This is a genomic window from Mycolicibacterium doricum (assembly GCF_010728155.1).
In the GTDB taxonomy this organism is placed as follows: Bacteria; Actinomycetota; Actinomycetes; order Mycobacteriales; family Mycobacteriaceae; genus Mycobacterium; species Mycobacterium doricum.
On record NZ_AP022605.1, the window covers coordinates 1485458 to 1507993 of the forward strand.

Annotated in this window: 26 protein-coding genes and 1 pseudogene; 8 read left to right on the forward strand and 19 right to left on the reverse strand. The window is 68.5% G+C overall.

The features are described from left to right. Positions 1-6: 6 nt before the first annotated feature. The 12 genes and pseudogenes from G6N07_RS07395 to G6N07_RS07445 form a co-directional block, all read right to left on the reverse strand. Positions 7-267 carry a HypC/HybG/HupF family hydrogenase formation chaperone gene (locus tag G6N07_RS07395; protein WP_085190976.1) on the reverse strand — a complete coding sequence of 87 codons (261 nt, stop codon included), beginning with the start codon at positions 265-267 and terminating at the stop codon, positions 7-9. Positions 268-271: 4 nt separating this feature from the next. Further along, positions 272-742, reverse strand: a complete 471-nt coding sequence (locus G6N07_RS07400) for a hydrogenase maturation protease (RefSeq protein WP_179960026.1) — start codon at positions 740-742, stop codon at positions 272-274. A gap of 21 nt (positions 743-763) precedes the next feature. Then, positions 764-883, reverse strand: a complete 120-nt coding sequence (locus G6N07_RS20945; RefSeq protein WP_099050220.1) for a DUF6893 family small protein — start codon at positions 881-883, stop codon at positions 764-766. Next, positions 874-2238, reverse strand: coding sequence for a hypothetical protein (locus G6N07_RS07405; RefSeq protein ID WP_085190973.1), 1365 nt, complete (start codon positions 2236-2238; stop codon positions 874-876). The genes G6N07_RS20945 and G6N07_RS07405 overlap by 10 nt, the downstream gene beginning before the upstream one ends. Continuing rightward, positions 2235-2879, reverse strand: a complete 645-nt coding sequence (locus tag G6N07_RS07410; RefSeq protein WP_085191176.1) for a DUF6084 family protein — start codon at positions 2877-2879, stop codon at positions 2235-2237. The genes G6N07_RS07405 and G6N07_RS07410 overlap by 4 nt, the downstream gene beginning before the upstream one ends. Continuing rightward, on the reverse strand, positions 2876-3517 hold the full coding sequence (locus tag G6N07_RS07415) for a DUF5947 family protein (protein WP_085190972.1): 642 nt from the start codon (positions 3515-3517) through the stop codon (positions 2876-2878). Before G6N07_RS07415 ends, G6N07_RS07410 begins: the two co-directional genes overlap by 4 nt. Then, entirely contained in the window at positions 3517-4401 is an 885-nt protein-coding gene (locus G6N07_RS07420; RefSeq protein WP_085190970.1) for a NifU family protein, read from the reverse strand. Before G6N07_RS07420 ends, G6N07_RS07415 begins: the two co-directional genes overlap by 1 nt. Before the next feature lie 3 nt (positions 4402-4404). Further along, positions 4405-6201, reverse strand: coding sequence for a nickel-dependent hydrogenase large subunit (locus tag G6N07_RS07425; protein WP_085190969.1), 1797 nt, complete (start codon positions 6199-6201; stop codon positions 4405-4407). Between the two features lie 86 nt (positions 6202-6287). Beyond that, complete coding sequence (locus G6N07_RS07430; RefSeq protein ID WP_085191173.1) at positions 6288-7343, reverse strand: NADH-quinone oxidoreductase subunit B family protein; 1056 nt, start codon at positions 7341-7343, stop codon at positions 6288-6290. 119 nt (positions 7344-7462) lie between these two features. Next, positions 7463-8239: a hydrogenase nickel incorporation protein HypB gene (gene hypB / locus G6N07_RS07435; protein ID WP_085190967.1), complete on the reverse strand. Its 777-nt coding sequence runs from the start codon at positions 8237-8239 to the stop codon at positions 7463-7465. Positions 8240-8241: 2 nt separating this feature from the next. Beyond that, positions 8242-8571, reverse strand: a complete 330-nt coding sequence (locus G6N07_RS07440) for a hydrogenase maturation nickel metallochaperone HypA/HybF (protein ID WP_085190965.1) — start codon at positions 8569-8571, stop codon at positions 8242-8244. 72 nt (positions 8572-8643) lie between these two features. Beyond that, positions 8644-9526 (reverse strand): annotated as a pseudogene (locus G6N07_RS07445) (alpha/beta hydrolase). Positions 9527-9724: 198 nt separating this feature from the next. Here G6N07_RS07445 and recA point away from each other — a divergent pair. Both recA and recX read left to right on the forward strand, forming a co-directional pair. Beyond that, the gene (recA, locus tag G6N07_RS07450; RefSeq protein WP_085190963.1) at positions 9725-10765 is read left to right on the forward strand and encodes a recombinase RecA; all 1041 of its coding nucleotides are present in this window, start codon (positions 9725-9727) and stop codon (positions 10763-10765) included. Further along, positions 10734-11279 (forward strand): recombination regulator RecX, encoded by a 546-nt coding sequence (gene recX / locus G6N07_RS07455; RefSeq protein ID WP_085190962.1) that lies wholly within the window; start codon positions 10734-10736, stop codon positions 11277-11279. Before recA ends, recX begins: the two co-directional genes overlap by 32 nt. Positions 11280-11292: 13 nt before the next feature. On the opposite strand, the gene G6N07_RS07460 is transcribed toward recX, so the two are convergent. The 6 genes from G6N07_RS07460 to G6N07_RS07485 form a co-directional block, all read right to left on the reverse strand. Continuing rightward, on the reverse strand, positions 11293-11550 hold the full coding sequence (locus tag G6N07_RS07460; protein ID WP_085190960.1) for a hypothetical protein: 258 nt from the start codon (positions 11548-11550) through the stop codon (positions 11293-11295). Next, a complete protein-coding gene (locus tag G6N07_RS07465) occupies positions 11547-11957 on the reverse strand; it encodes a DUF1622 domain-containing protein (protein ID WP_085190958.1) in 411 nt (136 codons plus the stop codon). Before G6N07_RS07465 ends, G6N07_RS07460 begins: the two co-directional genes overlap by 4 nt. A 27-nt stretch (positions 11958-11984) precedes the next feature. Continuing rightward, entirely contained in the window at positions 11985-12863 is an 879-nt protein-coding gene (locus tag G6N07_RS07470; RefSeq protein ID WP_085190956.1) for an amino acid ABC transporter permease, read from the reverse strand. A 127-nt stretch (positions 12864-12990) separates the two neighbouring features. After that, the gene (locus tag G6N07_RS07475) at positions 12991-13671 is read right to left on the reverse strand and encodes an amino acid ABC transporter permease (protein WP_085190955.1); all 681 of its coding nucleotides are present in this window, start codon (positions 13669-13671) and stop codon (positions 12991-12993) included. A 21-nt stretch (positions 13672-13692) separates the two neighbouring features. Beyond that, positions 13693-14523: a glutamate ABC transporter substrate-binding protein gene (locus tag G6N07_RS07480; RefSeq protein WP_085190953.1), complete on the reverse strand. Its 831-nt coding sequence runs from the start codon at positions 14521-14523 to the stop codon at positions 13693-13695. Between the two features lie 25 nt (positions 14524-14548). Beyond that, the gene (locus G6N07_RS07485; protein WP_085191171.1) at positions 14549-15277 is read right to left on the reverse strand and encodes an amino acid ABC transporter ATP-binding protein; all 729 of its coding nucleotides are present in this window, start codon (positions 15275-15277) and stop codon (positions 14549-14551) included. A 95-nt stretch (positions 15278-15372) separates the two neighbouring features. Here G6N07_RS07485 and miaB point away from each other — a divergent pair, with 95 nt between their 5' ends. Continuing rightward, complete coding sequence (miaB, locus tag G6N07_RS07490; RefSeq protein ID WP_099050225.1) at positions 15373-16944, forward strand: tRNA (N6-isopentenyl adenosine(37)-C2)-methylthiotransferase MiaB; 1572 nt, start codon at positions 15373-15375, stop codon at positions 16942-16944. Next, a complete protein-coding gene (locus tag G6N07_RS07495; protein ID WP_085190952.1) occupies positions 16932-17531 on the forward strand; it encodes an Rv2732c family membrane protein in 600 nt (199 codons plus the stop codon). The genes miaB and G6N07_RS07495 overlap by 13 nt, the downstream gene beginning before the upstream one ends. A gap of 16 nt (positions 17532-17547) precedes the next feature. On the opposite strand, the gene G6N07_RS07500 is transcribed toward G6N07_RS07495, so the two are convergent. After that, a complete protein-coding gene (locus G6N07_RS07500; RefSeq protein ID WP_085190950.1) occupies positions 17548-18915 on the reverse strand; it encodes a DUF349 domain-containing protein in 1368 nt (455 codons plus the stop codon). A gap of 221 nt (positions 18916-19136) precedes the next feature. On the opposite strand from G6N07_RS07500, the gene G6N07_RS07505 reads away from it, so the two are divergent. From G6N07_RS07505 to dapF, 4 genes are read left to right on the forward strand one after another with little or no spacing between them, the layout of a single operon-like run. After that, positions 19137-20015 carry a DMT family transporter gene (locus tag G6N07_RS07505; protein ID WP_085190949.1) on the forward strand — a complete coding sequence of 293 codons (879 nt, stop codon included), beginning with the start codon at positions 19137-19139 and terminating at the stop codon, positions 20013-20015. 9 nt (positions 20016-20024) lie between these two features. Beyond that, a complete protein-coding gene (locus G6N07_RS07510) occupies positions 20025-20711 on the forward strand; it encodes a class III extradiol ring-cleavage dioxygenase family protein (RefSeq protein ID WP_085190946.1) in 687 nt (228 codons plus the stop codon). Then, on the forward strand, positions 20708-21625 hold the full coding sequence (gene miaA / locus G6N07_RS07515) for a tRNA (adenosine(37)-N6)-dimethylallyltransferase MiaA (protein ID WP_085190944.1): 918 nt from the start codon (positions 20708-20710) through the stop codon (positions 21623-21625). Before G6N07_RS07510 ends, miaA begins: the two co-directional genes overlap by 4 nt. Before the next feature lie 4 nt (positions 21626-21629). Continuing rightward, positions 21630-22511, forward strand: coding sequence for a diaminopimelate epimerase (gene dapF, locus G6N07_RS07520; RefSeq protein ID WP_085190942.1), 882 nt, complete (start codon positions 21630-21632; stop codon positions 22509-22511). Positions 22512-22536: the final 25 nt, after the last annotated feature.

The following is a 22536-nucleotide window of genomic DNA, read 5'->3' on the forward strand; positions in this document are numbered from 1 at the left end:
GGCGGGTCACGGTGCGGCCTCCGGGTCCGGCGGTCCGCCACGGCCCATGAGTTCGAGTCCGGCCATCGCCGCGTCGGCCCCGGCGCGGTCGGTCTTCTCCACGACGAATCCCATGTGGATGATCACCCAGTCGCCGGGGCCGAAAATCTCCTCCGGGAGCATCCCGATGTTGACCCTGCGGTGTTCACCCGCGACGTCGACGAGTGCGAGTTGACCGCCGTAGCCGTCGAGCAACCTGACGACCTGTCCGGGGATTCCGAGGCACATGGCGTCACACCCGGCCCGGTTGCGTCGTCTGCCTGAACACCACTGCGCCGACCGCCCGCACGGCTTCCGGCACCGCCGCCGCGACGGGGCTGGACAGCCCGATGCCCTCGGTGACGTCGGCGACCTCGCACCCGATGACCACCGTGCGCGGCGGGGCGCCGCCCAGTGCGGTGAGGCTCGCGAACACGGCCGCGGGATCCATCGCGTGGGCGTCGAGCCCGCCTGTCGCGCAGAGTACGTCGTGATCGGCTTCGAAGACGTGCAGGGTGCCGGGCGCGCCGCTGTCCGGCAACGCGTCGACGAGCACCAGCAGCTCCCAGGGCTCGAGCAGGTCGTAGGCGAGGTGCATTCCGCGGATGCCGTAGTCGACCGCGTGTACGCGGGGGTCGGTGATCAGCGGCGCGGCGCGGCGGAGCACCTCAGGGCCGAAGCCGTCGTCACCGAGGAAGATGTTGCCGATTCCGGCGATCAGGATGTCGGACGTGGTGTCACCCGGCTACATCCGGCGCATCTTGAGGTAGCGCTTGGCGTCCGGTATGGAGCGCAGGCCCAGGGACACGGCCAACAGTGTGACGATCGCCGCGACGATCACGGCGATCCAACCGACTACTTGCATGACGGGCTCCCATCGTTGAGCGGTTCCACTTCGTCGGGTGCGAAGTACAGGTAGCGGCCGTACCAGTCGTGCAGGTCGGCTGCGGGGTCGTCGTCGAGCACGACGCCGATCTGCGCATCGCCGTCGACGGTCTCGTGCACGGACGTCACCCGCGCGAGCCGGTCGGCGTAGAACAGGTCCTGGGCGTCGGCGCGCCGCGCGGGGTGCAGGCGCACCCGGCTGCCCCGGCGCACCCGCACGCCGCCGACCAGCACCGCATCGCGGTCGGGCGCGACTGCGCTGTCGGCGAGCGGATCCCACCAGTCGACGCCGTCGGGGACCTCGGGAATCAGATCGGGCCCCGGCGCGGCGTGCGGATCGCGCAACACCCCGTGCAGTTTGAGCATCGCCTCGGGCGACATGCTCTCGCAGCGGTCCACGATCGCGGCGGCCCGCGGGTCGGTCGCGCGCGCCTGCGCCTTCTCCTCGTCGGTCATGGTCATGACGCGCAGGGTCAGGATCTCGTCGATCTCCGTCGCGTCGTAGAGGTCGCCGCCACTCTGCTCGGCGATCTCGGGGTGGTCGTAGAGGATGATCGGCGAGATCAGCATCAGGTCCCGGTCGCCGGGGGCGCCGGCCAGGACGGGGAAGCAGCGGTGGTGGTGGCACCGGGCGACCGCGTCGGTGGCGGTGGCCGGCGGGTCGAGCAGGGAGACGAACTCACCGTCATGGACCTCGGCGATGACGTGGGTGCCGATCAGGGATCGCGCGATCGCCGTGTCCTTGTCGTGGGCGTTTTTGTCGTGGGCGTCTTTGTCGCCGGCGGCCGCGCCGGTGTTCCGCACGCTCACCGTCACCCGGGTCAGGTCGCCCTCGGGCTGTGCGTGGACGGTCAGTTCGGCGTGTAGATCGCACCGGCTGCGCACCAGGCGGCCGCCGTCGACCGGTTCCACCTCACGACCGGATTCGACGGTGAACGGCAGCGTCATCGTCACCTCGACCAGGGGCACCGGGTCCACGGCGATCTCACGGGCGACCGCCTCGTCCCACGTCACCCATGGGCCGTCCGCGGTGAGAAGTTCCTCGACGGGAACGAATGTGCATTCCGCAGTAGACTTCTCGGCGCGCCGGTGCTGCAGCTGCAGGAAGCGGACCGCCAGTGAGATCGAGGCCTGCCCGGCGTGGTCGACGAGCAGTTGGGCGCCGAGGTGATCGTCCTCGCCGAATCCGGCCGCCGCGGCGCCCGGCGGGCCCAGCACCCCGAACTGCCACCGCGCCTGATTCTTCCGCGATGTCGCGCGGTACGGGTACAGCAGGTACCCCTCGTAGAGAACGGCGTCGGCGACCTTGCGCGCCCTGGCCCAGTCGGCGTTCACGGCACCTCCTGCCTGGCCTGGGACAACAGCGCGGTGACGGCGTCGTCGCAGGACAGGAGTCCGTGTGTGGACCGGTAGGAGGTGAGCGCGGCGATCGTGTCGTGCGACAACCGCAGCCAACCGGTGTTCGGGTAGTGCAGTGCGATCAGGTCGCGCCACACCGTCACCGGCAGCCGGTAGGTGTCCTCGCAGTCCCACGGGATCTGCGTCACCGCGAATCCCCCCGCACCGCGGGTGAACAGCGTTCCGCTGAACAGGAACTGCAGCGGGATCACACCGTCGCGCAGGGCGTGCATGTACTTCGCCGCGGCGACCTCCACGTCGTACGTGCACTCCAGGGGCAGGTCGACATGTGTGCCGTCGGAGAATCCGGGGACCATCGTCACGCTGTGTTGCCACAGGAAGGTGTGTTGCGTGGTGTCCCAACGCTCGCGTGGACCGAACAGGTCGGCGAGACCTTCCGCCTCCTCGTCGGTGTAGCCGCGCCGTAGCGGGTCGATGCGGACCTGACAGCGCAGCGCGATGGCGTGCACCGGGTCGTCACCGGTGGCGGTGACCTCGATCCGTGCGGTCAGAACCGGTGTGACGGCGTAGCGTTCGGGCGTCACATCCTGCACGGTGAACGTCACATCGGCGGTCACCTCGGCACCGTCCTGCAACATTCGGCGACCGCGTCGAAGAACCCGGTGAGGTAGTCGCGGACCTCGGCGCCGCCGTCGAACCCGTGCCACAGTATGCGCATCCGGCCGACCAGTTCGTAACAGGCGTCGATCGGCAGCAGGTAGCCGCGCGGCGAAGCGTCGGTGTCGGTGCGCTCCGGCATCCGCACCAGCAGTGCCTCGGTGTCCTCGGCGGGCAGGTCCACCCGCGGGTCGGCCAACTGGATGTCCTGCCATGCGGTGAGGTCGAGTTCGGACTCGGTCGCACCGGCGGGTCCCGGATAGAACGCGACCACCCGCTCGAGGGCCGAGTTGCGGAAGAAGAACGCCAGACCGACAGGAATCTGAAGCGCCTCCCAGTGCCGGCGGTCGAGTGCGAAGTCTTCGAAGACGAGGTAGCGGTCGGGCACCGCGCGATACCGCAGCGCGGCGTGCGTGTCGGTGAACAGCAGGTAGCAACCGCGGCAGACGCACATCAGTTGCCGCCCCTCGACGTTCACCACGTGCTGGTGCTCGTCGGCGATCGGCTCGGCGCACATCTCGCACCGCTCGCCCACGGGCCGGGGTTCGGTGCGGGCGGCCCGAATCCGGGCGAGGATGTCGTAGGCGGAGGTCGTCATCAGGCCACGCTCTCGGCGATCGCGACCGCCCAGACGCCCTGGCGCCGCAGGACCGGCACGGGCTCGAGGCGTTCGAGACCTTCGACACCCGCACCGGCGCGCACCACGTCGAATCCGGCGTCGCAGCGCGGGCACCGCAGCACCTCGCCGTCGAGGCGCGCACCGGCCATCGACGCATCGCAACGGCCACACCGGTCGCGGTAGGCGTAGAGCGTGTCGCCGAGCCGGCAGACCAGGACCGGCGTTCCGGCGACGGCGAACCCGCCGACCTCACCCGGCAGGATCTCGGCCAACCCGGGTACGGGCAGCCAGGACGCCGAAGCGTGCACCCGGGTGAACAACGACTCGGCGGGGATGACCGAATCTACTGAATCACGTTCTTCGGTAACGACTTCTATGGTCTCGATCTCCGGTGCGGCGGCGCGGATCGCGTCTTCCACGGCCAGTTCGAGGGTGACCGCCGAGGACGGACAGCTCTTGCAGCTACCGGCGAACCGCAGCCGCGCAGTGTCCCCGTCGACGCCGAGCAGATGGACATCGCCACCGTGCGAGCCGAGATAGGGCCGGACGGTGTCGAGTGCGTCGGTGATCCGCCGCTCGACGCTGTGCGGGTGCATACCGTGTACCAGCAGCAGGCTGGCGACGAGCGGGTCGGCCGCGACGGCGTCGACGAGGTCGGGATCGGCGCTCACCGCGAGGCCGAGCACCCGGCCCAGTGCCGCCCCGTACAGGTCGGTGACCTCGCCGACCAATTGCTCGGCGCGTTCCCGCGCGGCGGCGCCGCCAGCCGAACTGGCGTCCAGCAGCGTCTGGATGCGCTCGCCCGCCGTGCGCCAGCGCGTGTCCGCGTCCGCATCGTGTTCACTCGGCGCGGCCGGACACATACCCTATTCCCCGGTGACGGACTGGGTGGGGGAGTGCAGCAACTCCAACGACTTCCCGCCGCCCAGGTACATGTGCACCCCGCAGGGCAGACACGGGTCGAAGCTGCGCACCGTCCGCATGATGTCGATGCCCTTGAACTTCTCCCGACCGTTCTCCTCGAAGATCGGTTGACCCTGCACGGCGTCCTCGTACGGTCCCGGTGTGCCGTAGCTGTCACGCGGGTTGGCGTTCCACGGCGTCGGCGGATACGGGTGGTAGTTCGCGATCTTGCCATCGCGGATCACCATGTGGTGGCTGAGCACTCCGCGCACCGCCTCGGTGAAGCCGCAGCCGATGCCTTCGTCGGGCACCTCGAAACGCTCCCACGTCTTGGTGCGGCCGGCCCGGATCTCCGTCAGCGCCTTCTCGGCGAAGTGCAGCGCACACGCCGCCGCATAGGCCTGGAAGTACGTGCGGGCCCGGTTGCGTTCCAGAGTGTTACTGCCGTACTGCGGGATCTTCCATTCGAGTTCCACCGGACCCTTGAGCGCGGTCTTGGGCAGGTTGATCTGCACACTGTGACCGGTCGACTTCACGTAACCGATGTCGACGAGATTCGCCAGCGCCGTCGACCACAGACGCGCCAGCGGTCCGCCGCCGGTGTCCAGTGCCAGGTGGTCGTTGCCGTCGAACCAGCGCGGTGACATCACCCAGCTGTAGTTCTCGTCGAAGTCGCGCTTCTGCGGCTTGGGGTTGGTGTGCTGATTCCACGGGTGCCGCCGGTCGACCGGGTTGCCCAGTGGGTCGGTCTTGACGAACATCTCCTGATCGGCCCAGTCCTCGTAGTAACTGTGGCCCAACAGGATCCGGATGCCGAGGTTGATGTCGACCAGCGATGTGGTGACGAGTTTGCCGTCCACCACGACGCCGGGGCTGACGAACATCTTGCGACCCCAGGCCTCCATGTCCTTGTAGCTGAAGTTGCAGTGCTCGGGGTCCTGGAACGAACCCCAGCAGCCGAGCAGCGTGCGGCGCAGCCCCACCTGGTCGTAGCCGGGTAGCGCTTCGTAGAAGAAGTCGAACAGATCGTCGTGCATCGGCACGACCTTCTTCATGAACTCCACGTAGCGCATCAGTCGGGTCATGTAGTCGGTCATCAGCTGGACGGTCGCCGTGGTGCCGATCCCGCCGGGATACAGGGTCGACGGGTGGACGTGCCGACCTTCCATGAGGCAGAACATCTCTCGTGTCCAGCGGCTGACCTGCAGCGCCTCCCGGTAGAACTCGCCGGTGAACGGGTTGAGCGCCCGCATGATGTCGGCGATCGTGCGGTAGCCGTGCATGTCGGCGTGCGGCGCCTGGGCGTTCTCCGCCTTGGCCAGCACCGACGGGTTGGTCTCGGCGACCATCTTCTCGCAGTAGTCGACCCCGACGAGGTTCTCCTGGAAGATGTTGTGGTCGAACATGTATTCTGCAGCCTCGCCGAGGTTGACCAACCACTCGGCCAGGTGCGGGGGCTGCACCCCGTAGGCCATGTTCTGCGTGTAACACGAGCAGGTGGCGTGGTTGTCTCCGCAAATACCGCAGATCCGGCTGGTGATGAAGTGGGCGTCGCGCGGATCCTTGCCCTTCATGAAAATGGAGTAGCCGCGGAAGATCGATGAGGTGCTGTGGCACTCCACGACTTCGCGGTTCTCGAAGTCGACCTTGGTGTAGATGCCGAGGCTGCCGACGATGCGGGTGATGGGGTCCCAGGCCATCTCCACCAGTTGGCCGGGCTCCCGCTTGACGTGCGACGGGTCGGGGATAGTCGTGGTCATCGAATCCTTCTCTCGTGCTCAGCGATCCGCGCGCCGATGGCGATCAATCGACTCCGGCGCGCAGATGCGGACGCGACGACGCGCACCTACCAGGTGCGCGTCGCGCCCGTTTCGAGTTTCGTGCCGGGGTGGCGCCACTTCGGTTCTTTGTCGACGGTGCGGCCGGTGACGTGGCGCAGGCTGCGGATGACCGATCCGTACAGGGTGGATGCGGTGGTCGAGACCTTCCCGCCCGGTGGTTCGTCCATGAACGGCATGAACTTGTCCGGGAAGCCCGGCATGGTGCATCCGATGCAGATGCCGCCGACGTTGGGGCACCCTCCGACACCGTTGATCCATCCGCGCTTGGGCACGTTGCACTTCACCACGGGGCCCCAACAACCCAGTTTCACAATGCATTTCGGCGACCCGTACTCGGTGGCGAAATCACCCTGCTCGTAGTAGCCGGCGCGGTCACACCCCTCGTGTACTGACTGACCGAAAAGCCACTGCGGCCGCAGAGCATCGTCCAACGGGATCATCGGCGCCTGATCGGTGGCCATGTAGAGCAGGTAGGTGAGCGTCTCGGCCAGGTTGTCCGGTTGTATCGGGCACCCCGGGACGCACACGATCGGTATGCCCGCCTTGCTCTTCCAGTCCCAGCCGAGATAGTCGGGCACACCCATTGCTCCGGTGGGATTACCCGCCATGGCGTGGATGCCGCCGTAGGTCGCGCAGGTGCCCACCGCGACCACGGCGGTCGCCTTGGGCGTCAACCGGTCGAGCCACTCGCTGGTGGTCATCGGTTGGCCGGTGGCCGGGTTGTTACCGAACCCGCACCAGTATCCCTCGTCCTTGATCGCCTCATTCGGGATGGATCCCTCGACGACCAACACGAACGGTTCCAATTCGCCTCTGTCCGCTCTGAAGAACCATTCGAGGAAGTCATCGGCGCCCCCGTTCGGTCCGCATTCGAAATCGATCAGGGGCCAGTGAACGGCGATCTTGGGTAGTCCGGGGAGGGCGCCGAGCGCGATCTCCTCGATACTGGGCTGGGTGGCGGCAGTCAGCGCCACAGAATCACCGTCGCAACTCAATCCGGCATTGATCCAAAGAATGTGGATCAGCGCCTCTTCCGCTTTGACTGCTGCCTCAGTCGGCATCGCCACAGCTTTCCGGGGTCGGGGCTGACGACCCCTGCGCCGCCGGAGTCGACCCTCGGCCCACTTGCGCGACGCTAAGTTCTGGGTTTACTCCGACGACATTGTTCTGTCAACGGGTCTCACGACATGACCGGGTTCTTGGACGGGTTTGCCAGGAACTCGATCCAGCCGTACCACTGCTCGATACCTCGGCCCGTGGTGGCCGACACCGGCAGCACGCCGACGCCCGGGTTCAGCGATTGCGCGTAGCGGGTGCACGCGTCGAGGTCGAAGTCGACGTAGGGCAACAGGTCGGTCTTGTTGACGATGATCAAGCCGGCGGCGGCAAACATGTGCGGGTATTTCAGCGGTTTGTCGGTGCCCTCGGTGACCGAGATGACCACCACCTTGCCGTGCTCACCGAGATCGAACAGCGCGGGGCAGACGAGGTTGCCGACGTTCTCGATGAACAGCAGCGTGCCCGGGTCCGGGTCGAGAGCCTCGAGGGCGCGGCGCACCATCAGTGCGTCGAGGTGGCACCCGGGGCCGGTGTTGACCTGCACGGCCCGAGCGCCTGCCGCGCGGATGCGATCGGCGTCGAGCGCCGTCTCCTGGTCACCTTCGATGACGGCGATGGGGCGGTGCGCACCCAGTTCGCGGATGGTCCGCTCCAGCAGGGTGGTCTTGCCCGCCCCCGGGGAACTGGTGACGTTGAGCGCGAGGATGTCGTGTTCGGCGAGCCAGCGGCGATTGTGCGCGGCGATGTCGTCATTGCGCGCGAGCACCTTCTGTTCCAGGGTCACCGTCTCGGTGTGGGGGTGGTCGTGATCGTGGTCGTGCTGGTGCGGGTGGTCGTGTGGCGCGTGGCCCAGGGTGATCACGGCGTCGTCGCCGCCGCAGCCACAGGTTGCGCACATGGTCAGCTCACTTCCATCGAGAGGATCCGCAGGTCGCGGCCCGCGCGCACCTCCACGTCGGCGCTGCCGCACGGGCACAGCAGGATCAGGTCGGTCAGTTCGAAGTCGGTCTCACAGGTGCGGCAGCGTGCGAGACCCGGCCGCACGTCGAGGTCGAGGCGGGCGCCGTCGGCGGCGGTGCCCTCGGTGGCCAGCTCGAAGCAGAACCGCATCGCGTCGGGCACCACGGCGCACAGTGCGCCCACCTCGAGCCGGACGCTGTGCACGCGCCGGCCGGCGGCGTGGTCGCAGACCGCGTCGACAACGCTCTGGGTGATCGCCATCTCGTGCATTCGGTGTGCCGTCCTCGACGGGGGCGGTGCCCTCACGATAGGCCGGTGCCGGACCGTGCGTCGACGATTCGGTCAGCCGCCCGCGGGGACCACCCGTTGCAGGAAGTCGAGCTGGTCGGCCAAGGCGGCGGGATCGTGGTAGATGTTGAAGTGACCGCTCGAGTAGAGGCGCAGTTCCCCTCGGGGGGCGCGGTGGGCCGCAGCGATGGCCGGCTTCGCCGGCGTTGTGGAGTCGTTCTCGCAGACGCAGAGCAGCACCGGCATGGGGAGCCTGGCCGCCTTGCGGCCGGGTCGGTAGAACGCGAAGCGCAGCATCAGGCGGGCCGCGAACTCGTTGCGCCATAGACTTTCCGGAGCAACTAGTGCCTCGGAGCCGGGCTGCGCGTCAGGCGCGGTCATCGCGGCGACGGTGCCGGGCGCGCCGACTGCGGACAGGTAAACCGGCGTGCGGCCGCGTCTGGCGCGCACCTCGTCGCGTATCCCCTCGAACGTGGCCCGGGCGGCGGTCGCCGGCGGCACAAGCCGCAGCGTGGGGATGGCGTCGGTGAACGGGGCCTGGGCGATCACCGCGGCGACGGTGGGACCGTCGGCCGCCACGGCGGGCACATGGCCGCCGCTGTACGAGGTCCCCCACAGCCATGCGCGCGGGGTCGACGCCGTCGCTTTGGCGGGCCCACGCCAGCACCGTGCGGTAGTCGTCGTGCTGGCGGCCAACGTCGAGCAGCTGGCGTGGTTCGCCGGTCGAGGCACCGAAGTGGCGATAGTCGAACAGCACGACGGCGTAGCCGGCGTCGCGGAACGCCTCGGCGTAGCGGGGCAACCCATCGTCGCGAGTGGCGGTGAAGCCGTGCGCCATGACGATGCACGGTGCGGGCCCGGCGCCGTCCGGCCGGTAGAGGTAGGCGGCGATCTGCTCGCCGCCGGCAGGAATACGGATGTCGCCCGGTGCTGACATGGGCATATCCGGAACTATAGCGACCGGTAGGCGATCGCACGGCGTGTCCGCTTGAGTCGAACACGTGTTCGTCTACTCTTGGCGGTGTTCGACGGCTAGATGATGGTCAGGCGACTTGTCGGTGGCTGCCTCTAGCGTCACGGCCAATTGATCGACACCGATCACCGAACAGCTAGACCATCCAGGACGGAGATCACCATGGCGCAGGCACCCGATCGCGAGAAGGCCCTCGAGCTGGCTCTCGCGCAGATTGAGAAGAGTCACGGTAAAGGCTCGGTGATGCGGCTCGGCGACGAGGTCCGCGCGCCGATCTCGGTCATCCCGACCGGCTCCATCGCCTTGGACGTGGCGCTGGGCATCGGCGGCCTGCCGCGCGGCCGCGTCATCGAGATCTACGGTCCGGAGTCCTCGGGTAAGACCACTGTCGCGTTGCACGCGGTGGCCAACGCCCAGGCCGCCGGCGGCATCGCAGCGTTCATCGACGCCGAGCACGCGCTGGATCCCGACTACGCCAAGAAGCTGGGGGTGGACACCGACTCGCTGCTGGTCTCCCAGCCCGACACCGGTGAGCAGGCCCTCGAGATCGCCGATATGCTGATCCGCTCCGGCGCGCTGGACGTCCTGGTCATCGACTCGGTCGCCGCGCTGGTGCCGCGCGCCGAGATCGAGGGCGAAATGGGCGACAGTCACGTCGGTCTGCAGGCCCGGTTGATGAGCCAGGCGCTGCGCAAGATCACTGGCGCGTTGAGCAATTCGGGCACCACCGCGATCTTCATCAACCAGCTCCGCGAGAAGATCGGCGTGATGTTCGGCTCGCCCGAGACCACCACGGGCGGTAAGGCGCTGAAGTTCTACGCCTCGGTCCGCATGGATGTCCGCCGCATCGAGACCCTCAAGGACGGCACCGACGCGGTGGGTAACCGCACCCGGGTCAAGATCGTCAAGAACAAGGTGTCGCCGCCGTTCAAGCAGGCTGAATTCGACATCCTCTACGGCAAGGGCATCAGCAAGGAAGGGTCGCTCATCGACATGGGCGTGGAGCACGGCTTCATCCGCAAGTCCGGTTCCTGGTTCACCTACGAGGGGGAGCAGTTGGGCCAGGGCAAGGAGAACGCCCGTAAGTTCCTGCTGGAGAACGGCGATGTGGCCAACGAGATCGAGAAGAAGATCAAAGAGAAGCTCAACATCGGTGCCGTGGTGACCGCTGATGACGTCCTTCCCGCACCCGTCGACTTCTGAGTCCGGTCCCGACCCCGATCCGAACCGCGAAGAACAGGCGCACGCCTACTGTCTGCGCCTGCTCACCGCGCGGGCCCGCACCCGGGCGGAGTTGGCCGGCAAGCTGACGCAGCGCGGCTACGCCGAACCCGTCGTGGCGCGCGTGCTCGACCGGCTGGTCGATGTCGGGCTCGTCGACGACGAGGACTTCGCCGAGCAGTGGGTGCGCTCCCGCCACCTGTACGCCGGAAAAGGCAAGCGCGCGTTGGCCGATGAGTTGCGCCGCAAGGGTGTCGACGACGAGGTGATCAGCTCGTCGCTCGCCGACATCGATGCCGGGGCCGAACGTCACCGGGCCGAGCGGTTGGTCCGCGACCGGCTGCGCCGCGAGAAACTCGACGACGAACCGGGTTCGGACCTCAAGGTCAAGCGGCGGCTGGCCGGCATGCTGGCCCGCCGCGGCTACAGCCAGTCGATGGCGCTCGACGTGGTCACCGTCGAGCTGGCCGGCGAGCGGCAGCGGCGTCGGGTCTGAGCCGGTGACCGCATCAGCGCACGTCGGCGCGCCGCCGACCGAGCCCGGACATCAGGGTGCGGGTGAGAAGGTGGCGCAGAAGCACCACTGCGGCGGTGACTGCGACCACCGACCATCCGGCATCGGACGTCAAACGCAAGAGCCCCGCGGCGAGAAGCAGATCGAGCAGCACGTGCAGGGCGAGCGCGGGCCGCCGGAACACCACCAAACACGCGGTGCCCAGGACGATCCCCGCGCCGGCGATAAGCCACGAGAGATCGGCGACGGTCATCGCGGGGACTCATCGGGCGGCGACTGCGCGGCCCGGCCCTCCTCGACGGCGCGCTGCTCCTCGGCGATCTCACGGGCCAGGAAGTAATTGAGCGCAGTGCGAATGGCGGCGATCGCTGCGAGCTTTCCGATCTCCTCGAACGACGGAGAGATCGCCGTGCGCAACACGTCGCTGGCGAGCTGGAACTCCAGACCGAGGGCGAGGAACCGGCCCAGTGTCAACCGGACCGAAGAGAACTCGCCGATATCGCGGCGTGCCAGCGTCGCAGCGAATTTCACGATCGCGATGAGGGCGCCGACCACGATTACTACGGCGCCGCACGCCTCGACCAGGCGGACCATGACGTCAACGGCGCTACGCAATGTCGACTCGGGAAGGATGTCCAGCGCCGTAACGGTCTCGATCACCCGATCAGTCTGTCGCGACAGGCGTCACTACACCACTTTCGCACCCGGTGCGCCTTCCTGCTCGACCGCCTCGGTGTCCAGCGGCGCCGGTCCGCGACGGGATCGCCGCATCCGCCGCTCGAGGCCGCTCGCCAGGGTGGACAAGGCGAAGTTCACGCTGATCATAAGCGCGGCGATGACGATGAGTGCCGGGATGTAGTTGCCATAGGACGATCCGACGACGGTGCCCTGGCGCACCATCTCGACGAATGTGATTTGGTAGCCGATTGCGGTGTCTTTCAGCACGACCACTAGTTGAGAGACCAGCACCGGCAACATCGACGTGACTGCTTGCGGCAGCAGGATCGAGCGCATGGTCTGCCCCCAGCGCAGACCGAGCGCTGACGCAGCTTCGGCCTGACCGCGCGGGAGCGCGTGCACGCCGGCACGGATGATCTCGGCGATCACCGCGCCGTTGTAGAGCGTGAGACCGGTGATGACGCCGGCTAACGCAAGGTGTCTGGACGGGAAGACGTCGTAGAAGGCATACAGAAAGTACGCGAAAATCATCATGATCAGCACAGGGACGGCGCGGAAGAACTCCACGATCACCGCACACACCCGGCTGATCGGCGAGATCAGCGACAGCCGACCGACGCCGAGCCCGAATCCGAGGATCAGCGCCAGCACGATAGACACGGCGGCCGCCGTCAACGTTCCCTGCACGCCGGGCAGCACGTAAGTGGTCCAGAGGTCCGACGTCAGAAACGGCTGCCACTTGGCGGCGGTCAGCTGGCCTTTCTCCTCGAGTCGCGAGTACACGACCCAAGCGATGAACACGGTGATCGCCAAGGTGATGACCGTGATCACGAGGTTGCGTCGTCGGGCGCGCGGTCCCGGCGCGTCGAACAGGACGGTGCCGCTCATCAGGGTTGTCCGTTCTTCGCGCAAGCGCTCATCGTGACCGTCCGTTCTTCGCGCAAGCGCTCATCGTGACCGTCCGTTCTTCGCGCAAGCGCTCATCGTGACCGTCCGTTCTTCGCGCAAGCGCTCATCACCGAGCCACCGCCAATCGCTTCCCGAGCCAGCCGAAGAGCAGGCCCAGCGGCAACGTCAGGACGATGAACCCCAGGGCAAAGATCGACCCGACCACGAGCAGCGCGGCGGTGTTCTCGATCATCTCCTTCATCAGCAACGCCGCCTCGGCCACGCCGATCGCCGAGGCGATCGTCGTGTTCTTCGTCAGCGCGATCAGCACCGAGCCCAGCGGGATGACCACAGCGCGGAAAGCCTGCGGCAACAGGATCATCCGCAGGTTCTGACCGAACGTCAGCCCGAGCGAACGAGCCGCCTCGGCCTGGCCCAGCGGCACCGTGTTGACCCCCGCGCGTACCGTCTCGCACACGAACGACGCGGTGTACACGGTCAACCCGAGCACCGCCAACCGGAAATTGCTGTCCTCGATCGACGTACTCGATTGCGGATCGACCAGCGTGATCCCGAGAGTCTGGGACACCCCGAACGAGCAGAACAGGATGATCAGCGTCAGCGGAGTGTTGCGGACCACGTTGACGTACGCGGTGCCCAGCCAGGCCAGCATGGGCACCGGCGACAGCCGCATCCCGGCCAGCACCGTGCCCAGGATGAACGCTCCGACCGCGGAGTAGACCGTCAGCTGGACCGTCGTCCAGAACGCCTGGAAGATCTCTGCGCGGTACTCGGTGAATATCTCCACGGCCGGAGCCAGACCCCTGACTCAGTAGCGGTCGATTTGCGGGGGGGTGGGCGCCGTAATGCCTGCCGGGCCGAGGTTCCTGTCGAAGGCTTCCTTCCAGGCGCCGCTGGACTCCATCTTCTCGATAGCGTCGTTGATCTTGGCGCGCATCTCGGCGTCGTCCTTCTTCAGCCCGACGCCGTAGCGCTCCTCCGAAAACGTGTCACCGACGATCTTGAAAGCACCCGGGGTTTGCGCGGCGTAACCGGCCAGAATCACCTCATCGGTGGTGACCGCGTCGATGGCGCCGTTCTTCAGCGCCTCGATGCAGGCCGAATAGGTGTCGTACTGCTGCAGCTGCACACCGGGGTACTCGTCTTTGATCTTCTGTGCCGGCGTGGAGCCCGATACCGAGCACAGCCGCTTGTTGCCGGCCAGCGACGCGGCGCCGGTGATGTCGGTGTTGTCGTTGCGCACCAGCAGGCTCTGGCCGGTGATGAGGTAGGGCCCGGCGAAGTCCACCTTCTCTTTGCGGGAGTCGGTGATCGAGTAGGTGGCGACGATGTAGTCCACCTGGTCGTTCTGGATCAGCGTCTCACGCTGACTGGACGGTGACTCTTTCCACTCGATCTGTTCGGGGGCGTAGCCCAGTTCCTCGGCGACGTAGGTGGCGACGTCGACGTCGAAGCCGCTCATCGAACCGTCGGGGTTGCGTAGGCCCAGGCCGGGCTGGTCGAATTTCGTGCCGACGACGATGGTGTTCTCGTCACCGACGCCACCACCTCCGCAGGCGGTCGCCGCGAACGGCACAGCGACCGTCAGCGCGAGGGTGGCGGTGACGCGCCTGCGAGACGTCATCGAAAAGAACGGCATGGGTGGGTTTCCTTTCGCCGAGCGTTTAGTGATGGAGGATCTTGCCGAGGAAGTCCTTGGCGCGGTCGGTCCGGGGGTTGTCGAAGAACTGAGCAGGCTCGGCGTCCTCGACGATCGCCCCGTCGGACATGAACACCACGCGGTCCGAGGCGCGGCGGGCGAAGCCCATCTCGTGCGTCACCACCAGCATGGTCATGCCGTCACTCGCGAGCGCCGCCATCACGGCCAGCACCTCGTTGATCATCTCGGGGTCCAGTGCGCTGGTCGGCTCGTCGAAGAGCATGACCTTGGGGTTCATCGCGAGCGAACGGGCGATTGCCACACGTTGCTGCTGGCCGCCGGACAACTGGGCGGGGTACTTGTCGGCCTGATTGGCGACCCCCACCCGTTCGAGCAGAGCCATCGCGGTCTGGCGTGCGGCGTCCTTGCCAAGTCCGCGCACCTTCGTCGGCGCGAGCGTGACATTCTCGAGGATGGTCTTGTGCGCGAAGAGGTTGAATGACTGGAACACCATGCCCACGTCGGAACGCAGCTGCGCGAGCTTGCGCCCCTCCGCTGGCAGTACCTCACCGTCGATCGCAATCGTGCCCGAGTCGATGGCCTCGAGCCGATTGATGGTGCGGCACAGCGTCGATTTGCCGGACCCCGATGGACCGAGCACCACCACGACCTGACCCCGGTCGACCCTCAGGTTGATGTCCTTGAGGACGTGCAGATCACCGAAGTGCTTGTTCACCTCCTGCATCGAGATCATCGGCACCGCCCGACGCTCGGGATCGACCGCCCGTGCATCGGGGCCGGTGGGGTGTCCGGCGGTTTCCATGGGTGCTGACCTTACCCACGGAAAGCATGCTGTGCCGGGAACCGATCAATCCTGGGCCCCCGTACCATGGCCCCGTGACTTCTACGGTGACGCAGCAGGCGGCGAGCGGGCTGGCAGCGACGGCGCGCACCTATCAGGTCCGCACCTACGGCTGTCAGATGAACGTGCACGACTCCGAGCGGTTGGCCGGTCTGCTGGAGTCGGCGGGCTACCGGCGCGCCGCTGACGGCACCGACGCCGACGTGGTGGTATTCAACACATGTGCGGTGCGGGAGAACGCCGACAACAAGCTCTACGGCAACCTGTCGCACCTCGCGCCGCGCAAACAGTCCGAACCGCGGATGCAGATCGCCGTGGGCGGTTGCCTGGCCCAGAAGGACCGCGAGGCGGTGCTTCGCCGTGCCCCGTGGGTGGACGTCGTGTTCGGCACCCACAACATCGGCGCGCTGCCGACACTGCTCGACCGAGCCCGGCACAACCGCGCCGCGCAGGTCGAAATCGCCGAGGCGCTACAGGAATTCCCGTCGACGCTGCCTGCCGCGCGCGAATCCGCGTACGCCGGGTGGGTGTCGATCTCGGTGGGCTGCAACAACACCTGCACGTTCTGCATCGTTCCGTCGTTGCGTGGCAAGGAGGTCGACCGGCGGCCCGGCGATGTCCTCGCCGAAATCCAGACGCTGGTCGACCAGGGCGTGCTCGAGGTGACGCTGCTGGGGCAGAACGTGAACGCCTACGGCGTGTCGTTCGCCGATCCCGATCTGCCCCGCAACCGCGGCGCGTTCGGCGAACTGCTGCGCGCCTGCGGGTCGATCGACGGGCTCGAACGCGTGCGGTTCACCTCGCCGCATCCGGCGGAGTTCACCGACGACGTGATCGAGGCGATGGCCGAGACGCCGAATGTCTGCCCCGCACTGCACATGCCGCTGCAGTCCGGATCCGACCGGATCCTGCGTGCCATGCGCCGGTCCTACCGCGCGGAGAAGTACCTGGGGATCATCGACCGGGTGCGCGCGGCGATCCCCGACGCGGCCATCACCACCGATCTGATCGTCGGCTTTCCCGGCGAGACAGAGGAAGACTTCCATGCCACCCTCGACGTGGTGGCCGCTTCGCGGTTCACCAGCGCCTTCACCTTCCAGTACTCCAAGCGGCCCGGAACGCCCGCCGCCGACATGCCCGGACAGCTCCCGAAAGCCGTTGTGAGCGAACGTTATCAGCGCCTCATCGAGCTGCAGGAGAAGATCTCGCTCGAGGAGAACCTAGCCCAGGTGGGCCGTACGCTAGAACTGCTGGTGGCCACCGGCGAGGGCCGCAAGGACGCGGCCACCGCCAGGATGTCCGGCCGCGCCCGCGACGGGAGGCTGGTACATTTCGCGCCCGGCCACGCCGACATCCGGCCCGGTGACGTCGTCACCACCACGGTCACCGGCGCCGCCCCGCACCACCTCATCGCCGACGGTGCCTTGTTGACCCATCGACGCACCCGCGCCGGCGACGCCCACGCGGGCGGGCTGCGGCCGCGCACCGGGGTGGGGTTGGGCATCCCGGGCATCGGCGCGCCTGCACCGGTCCGGGCGACGGCCGGATGTGCACGATGAGTGCCCCCGACGGATTCGAGTCGTACAAGGGCGACATCGAAGAGGTCGAACGCAAGGTAGCAGGCGAGTTCGACCCCGGCGCCCGCGCCCTGGTGGTGGCCGCCCTGGTCTTCCTCGTGCTGCTGTCGTTCGTGTTGCCGCACGCCGGCGGCGCCAGGGGCTTCGACGTGCTGGCCGGCACCGACGCCGCCGCCAGTGCGGGGATCTCGCTGCCGTCACGGGTGTTCGCCGTCCTGGCGATCGTGTTCTCCGTCGGGTTCTCCATCCTTGCGCTGCTCACCCGACGCTGGGCGATCGCCTGGGTGGCGCTGGCCGGTTCCGCGGTGGCCAGCGCGCTCGGCATGCTCGCGGTGTGGTCCCGCCAGACCGCGGCCGCGCCCTATCCGGGACCGGGGATCGGCCTGGTGATCGGCTGGCTTGCGGTGATCGTGCTCACCTTCCACTGGGCCCGGTTGGTCTGGACGCGCACCGCTGTGCAGCTGGCCGCCGAGCAGGAGCGCCGCCGCCGCGCCGCGGAGAACCAGGGCAAGGGCCTAATGGACCTGGGTGGCGAGCGTCGCGACGACCCGGAACCCCCGGCCGACTGATCCCTGGGCGAACCCGTCAGGTCCGCCGCTTGCCCAGCGCCTCGACGGCGGCGTAGGCCCACTGCCGCCACTGTTCGGCATTCGCACGGGCCTGTTCGGCGTCCTTGGTCCGGCCCGCGGCCTGCGCCTTCTCCGCCTGACGCTCGTATTGCTCGGCGCGTACCCGGAACTGATCGGCGCGGGCCTGCGCTTCGGGATCGATCGAGTTCGACGATGCTGCGTCGCGAACCCGCTTCTCCACCGCGCGCAGGCGGCGTTCGAACTCGGCACCCCGCTCACGGGGCACCTTGCCGATGGCGTCCCACTTCTCACCGATCGCGCGGAACGCGGCGCGGGCCGCGTCCGGGTTGGAGGTGTCGATCTGTTCGGCCTGTGCGAGCAGGGCCTCCTTGGCGGCGGCGTTCGCCTTGAACTCCGCGTCACGTTCGGCGGTGGCGGCGTTGCGTGCCGAGAAGAAGACATCCTGCGCCGCCTTGAACCGCTGCCACAGGGCGTCGTCGACGTCCTTGGCGGCCCGGCCCGCCGCCTTCCACTCCGCCAGCAGGTCACGGAAGGCGGCGCTCGTCGCACCCCACTCTTCGGATCTCGACAGTTCCTCGGCGCGTTCGCAGAGCGCCTCCTTGGCCTGCCGCGCACCCGCGCGGCCCCGGTCGAGTTCGGCGAAGTGCGACCCGCGCCGCCGGTTGAACGTCTCGCGGGCCGCCGAATAGCGCTTCCACAGCGCGTCGTCGGTCTTGCGGTCCAGGCCAGTGATCGTGCGCCACTCGTCGAGGATCTCCCGGAGCCGGTCGCCGGCCGTCTTCCACTGTGTGGAGTTGGCGGCGATGTCCTCGGCCTCCGCTGCCAAGGCCTGCTTGTGCGCCAGCTGCGCGGCACGTTGCTCGTCGCGGCGGGCGCGCTCCGCCTGGGCCTCCTCGTCGGCGTGTTCCGCGATCGCGGTCAGTCGCGCCGCCAGCGAGTCCACGTCACCGAGCACGTGTGCCTCCGGCAGGCTCTGGGCCAGTGCGGCGGCGGCGGATTTGATCTTGCGGGCATCGCCAGCGTGGGTGACCAACCGCTGCTCGAGCAGCACGACCTCGGTTTGCAGGTCGTCGAAGCGGCGCCCGAAGTGCGCGAACGCGGCCTCGGGCTCACCCGCCTGCCACGATCCGATGACCCGCTCACCCGATCCGGTGATCAGCCACACGGTGCCGTCGGGATCGACCCGTCCGAAACGGCGCGGGTCGCTGGCCGGTGGCGCCGCCACCGCAGGCACCGGCGTCACCCGGCCGGGTCGGGGCGCCGGCCCCGGCCGGGGCCCCGGCCGAGGAGAGGGCCCCGGCGCCGGACGTGGCGTCGCCTCGTTGTTTGCCTCCGAGGTCGCACCCGGTTCGCTGGTCGTCATCTCTGGTTCCTCGCACCCTCCGCGCGGTGGACCGCGCACTGCCGCGCAACGCGGCGCCTTCGCCTGCTGGTTTGAGCCTGTTGATACCGAACGGTATGCCTGGCTGTCGAAGGCTATTGAAACAGGTCGGTAGAGGGTGTGCGCACACCTTCGGCGCGCCGGTTTGCGCCAGCGGCCGCCGTCCCGGCACGCTCGTGCCCTGACGACGACGAGGAGATGCGATGGCCAGGGCGGATATCGCCGCGCTGCTGGCACTCGGCGCCGCGTTGTTCATCGCGATCGGCGATGTCATCCACCAGCGCTCCGCGCACGAGGTGACCGACGAACCGGTCGGGCATCTCGAGCTGTTCTTCCGGCTGCTGCGCGACCGGCAGTGGTGGCTGGGCAGCACTGTCGCCGCCGTAGGGTTCGGTCTGCAGGCCGCTGCGCTCGGGCTGGGGTCGGTGCTGCTGGTGCAGGCGCTGCTGGTGACGTCGCTGCTGTTCGCGCTGCCGATCAACGCCCGTCTGACCGGCCGGCGGGTGACGCGCTGGGAATGGCTCTTCGCTGCCCTGCTCGCCGGCGCGGTGGCGGTGATCGTCACCGTCGGCAATCCCACCGCAGGACAGGCCCGCGCGTCCTGGGAGACCTGGATGGTGGTGATCGCCGTGCTGGTCCCGGCGCTGCTGATCTGCACCGTGGGGGCACGGATCTGGTCGGGCACGCGCAGTGCCGTGCTGCTGGCGCTGGTCTCCGGAGCGCTGTGGGGCGTCTTCGCCGTCCTCACCAAAGGTGTCGTCGACCGGCTCGACGACGGCCTGTGGGCGGTGTTGCAGATGCCCGAGCTCTACGCGCTCGCAGCCGTCGCGGTCGCCGGGACGGCCTGGCAGCAGGCGTCGTTCCGCTCCGGCGCCCTGACGGCGTCACTGCCGACGATGACGGTGGCCGAACCGGTGGTGGGATCGGTGCTCGGGGTGGTTGTTCTCGGGGAAACCATGCGCCCCGGTGAAGCAGGATGGATCACGTTGGTCGTCGCGGCCGCGGTGATGGTGCTCGCCACCGCCGCGCTGGCCCGTGGGGAAGCGGCCGGCGCGGAAGCCCGGCCCTCACTCGCGCACTAGTTTGGTCTCGTGCTCACCGCGATCGCCCTCGTGCCGTCCGCGCCGGTGATGGTCCCCGAACTGGCCGGCGGCGCGGCCGGGGAGCTGTCCGAGTTGCGCGCGGCGGTGGCATGCGGTGTCAGCGCGCTGCCCGACCGCTGGGTCGCGGTCGGCGTCGGCGCCGCTGACGAGGTGCTCATCCCACCCAGGACCGGAACCTTCGCCGGCTACGGCGTCGACGTGCGGGTGACGCTGTCGCCGGATGCCGCCGCCGAACCTGTCGAGCTGTCCCTGTGCGCGCTCATCACCGGATGGGTGCGCGGAGAATTCGCCGCGGACGCGGCCGCGGAAGTCCGCGTCTTCGCCGGCGACCTCGACGCCGGCACCGCGCTGACGCGGGGACGGGAGCTACGCGCGCTGATCGACGAGGCCGACGGGGACATCGGGGTGCTCGTGGTCGCCGACGGCTGCCACACCCTCACCCCGCCCGCCCCAGGCGGCTACGACCCGGATTCCGTCCATGTCCAGGCCGCCCTCGACGACGCGCTGGCCGCCGGCGACGCCGCCGCACTGGTCCGGCTACCGGGCTCGGTCGTCGGTCGAGTCGCCTATCAGGTGCTGGCCGGGCTGACCGGCTGCGCGCCCGGTGCGGCCGAGGGTTTCTACCGCGGGGCGCCATACGGGGTCGGCTACTTCGCCGGTCGCTGGACGCCATGAGGCCGCTGGCGATCGTCGGGCCGACCGGGACGGGAAAGTCGGCGCTCGCCCTGGACCTGGCCGAACGGCTCAGCGGCGAGAACGGCGTGGAGATCGTCAACGCCGACGCGATGCAACTCTACCGCGGGATGGACATCGGCACGGCGAAGCTACCGATCGGGCAGCGCCGCGGCATCCCACACCACCAACTCGATGTCCTCGACGTCACCGAGACCGCCTCGGTGGCGCGCTATCAGGCCGACGCGGCCCGCGACGTCGAGGCCATCGCCGCGCGCGGGGCGCTGCCGATGATCGTGGGCGGATCCATGATGTACGTCCAGGCCCTGCTCGACGACTGGGCGTTCCCCGCGACCGACCCGGCCGTACGCGCCAGATGGGAGCAGCGCCTCGCCGAGGTCGGTGTGGCGACGTTGCACCGTGAACTGGCCAAGGTCGACCCGGACGCCGCGGCCTCGATCCTGCCCACCGACGGGCGCCGCATCGTGCGGGCGCTGGAGGTGGTGGAACTCACGGGGCAGCCGTTCGCCGCGTCGGCACCCACCGTCGGCAGCCCGCGCTGGGATACGGCGATCATCGGCTTGGACTGGGAGACAACGGTTCTGGATGAACGGCTGGCCGAGCGCACCGACACGATGTTCGCCGAGGGGCTGGTCGCCGAGGTGGCCGGTCTGCTGGCGCGCGGTCTGCGGGAGGGCGTGACGGCGTCGCGGGCCCTGGGCTACGCCCAGGTGATCGCCGATCTCGACGCCGGCGGCGGCGGGTCGGCCGCGCGCGAACCCACGTTCGTCGGCACCCGCCGCTACGTGCGCAGACAGCGGTCGTGGTTCCGCCGCGACCACCGTGTGTGCTGGCTCGACGGTGCGTCGCCGGACAACGTCGACCACGCGCTGCGCGCATGGCGCGCCGTATCCTGACCGGGTGCAGTTCGCCAAGGGACACGGGACGCAGAACGACTTCGTGCTGCTGCCCGACCTCGACGCTCGGCTGTCCTTGGCGCCGGCCGTCGTCTCCGCCCTGTGCGACCGGCGCCGCGGACTGGGCGCCGACGGCGTGCTGCGGGTCACCACCGCAGGCGCGGCGATGTCGGCCGGCGTCTTCCCGCGGCTTCCCGAGGGCGTCGACGCTGGTGACTGGTACATGGACTACCGCAACGCCGACGGGTCGATCGCCCAGATGTGCGGCAACGGCGTACGAGTGTTCGCCCACTACCTGCGGGCAGCGGGCCTGGAGGCCCGCGACGAGTTCGTGGTCGGATCGTTGGCCGGCCCCCGCCCGGTCGTGCTGCACGGCTTCGACCCGGTGCACCGCTCCCGGGCGGACGTGACCGTCGAGATGGGAAAGGTCAGCCTGCTCGGCCCCGGATCGGCGGTCGTCGGCGGCCGCCCCTTCACCGGCCTCGGGGTCGACGTCGGGAACCCCCATCTGGCCTGCGTGGACGCCGCGCTGAGCGAGGCGGACCTGATCGCGCTCGACGTGGCGGCCCCCGTCGAGTTCGACCAGGCCCAGTTTCCGGGCGGCGTCAACGTCGAAGTGCTCACCCCGATCCGCGATGGAGCGGTGTCGATGCGGGTACACGAACGCGGTGTCGGCGAAACGCGATCCTGCGGTACCGGAACAGTGGCTGCCGCGGTCGCCGCACTCGCGCAGGGGGGAGCGGCGGCGGGCACGCTCGACGTCCGCATCCCCGGCGGCGTGGTCACCGTCTCGGTCACCGAGACCACCAGCTTTCTGCGCGGTCCATCGGAATTGGTGGCCACCGGCGAGCTCGCCCGGGAATGGTGGCACTCTCATCAGCGTTAATTGGGGTGCATGAAAAGTGATCTCC

What these genes read in the sequence shown, in the direction of transcription:
- G6N07_RS07395 (WP_085190976.1), bottom strand. Translation starts at nt 267, where the DNA reads ATGTGCCTCGGAATCCCCGGACAGGTCGTCAGGTTGCTCGACGGCTAC.
- G6N07_RS20945 (WP_099050220.1), bottom strand. Translation starts at nt 883, where the DNA reads ATGCAAGTAGTCGGTTGGATCGCCGTGATCGTCGCGGCGATCGTCACA.
- G6N07_RS07415 (WP_085190972.1), bottom strand. Translation starts at nt 3,517, where the DNA reads ATGACGACCTCCGCCTACGACATCCTCGCCCGGATTCGGGCCGCCCGC.
- G6N07_RS07420 (WP_085190970.1), bottom strand. Translation starts at nt 4,401, where the DNA reads ATGTGTCCGGCCGCGCCGAGTGAACACGATGCGGACGCGGACACGCGC.
- G6N07_RS07425 (WP_085190969.1), bottom strand. Translation starts at nt 6,201, where the DNA reads ATGACCACGACTATCCCCGACCCGTCGCACGTCAAGCGGGAGCCCGGC.
- G6N07_RS07430 (WP_085191173.1), bottom strand. Translation starts at nt 7,343, where the DNA reads ATGCCGACTGAGGCAGCAGTCAAAGCGGAAGAGGCGCTGATCCACATT.
- hypB (WP_085190967.1), bottom strand. Translation starts at nt 8,239, where the DNA reads ATGTGCGCAACCTGTGGCTGCGGCGGCGACGACGCCGTGATCACCCTG.
- G6N07_RS07440 (WP_085190965.1), bottom strand. Translation starts at nt 8,571, where the DNA reads ATGCACGAGATGGCGATCACCCAGAGCGTTGTCGACGCGGTCTGCGAC.
- recA (WP_085190963.1), top strand. Translation starts at nt 9,725, where the DNA reads ATGGCGCAGGCACCCGATCGCGAGAAGGCCCTCGAGCTGGCTCTCGCG.
- recX (WP_085190962.1), top strand. Translation starts at nt 10,734, where the DNA reads ATGACGTCCTTCCCGCACCCGTCGACTTCTGAGTCCGGTCCCGACCCC.
- G6N07_RS07460 (WP_085190960.1), bottom strand. Translation starts at nt 11,550, where the DNA reads ATGACCGTCGCCGATCTCTCGTGGCTTATCGCCGGCGCGGGGATCGTC.
- G6N07_RS07470 (WP_085190956.1), bottom strand. Translation starts at nt 12,863, where the DNA reads ATGAGCGGCACCGTCCTGTTCGACGCGCCGGGACCGCGCGCCCGACGA.
- G6N07_RS07480 (WP_085190953.1), bottom strand. Translation starts at nt 14,523, where the DNA reads ATGCCGTTCTTTTCGATGACGTCTCGCAGGCGCGTCACCGCCACCCTC.
- G6N07_RS07485 (WP_085191171.1), bottom strand. Translation starts at nt 15,277, where the DNA reads ATGATCTCGATGCAGGAGGTGAACAAGCACTTCGGTGATCTGCACGTC.
- miaB (WP_099050225.1), top strand. Translation starts at nt 15,373, where the DNA reads ATGCTGTGCCGGGAACCGATCAATCCTGGGCCCCCGTACCATGGCCCC.
- G6N07_RS07495 (WP_085190952.1), top strand. Translation starts at nt 16,932, where the DNA reads ATGTGCACGATGAGTGCCCCCGACGGATTCGAGTCGTACAAGGGCGAC.
- G6N07_RS07500 (WP_085190950.1), bottom strand. Translation starts at nt 18,915, where the DNA reads ATGACGACCAGCGAACCGGGTGCGACCTCGGAGGCAAACAACGAGGCG.
- G6N07_RS07505 (WP_085190949.1), top strand. Translation starts at nt 19,137, where the DNA reads ATGGCCAGGGCGGATATCGCCGCGCTGCTGGCACTCGGCGCCGCGTTG.
- miaA (WP_085190944.1), top strand. Translation starts at nt 20,708, where the DNA reads ATGAGGCCGCTGGCGATCGTCGGGCCGACCGGGACGGGAAAGTCGGCG.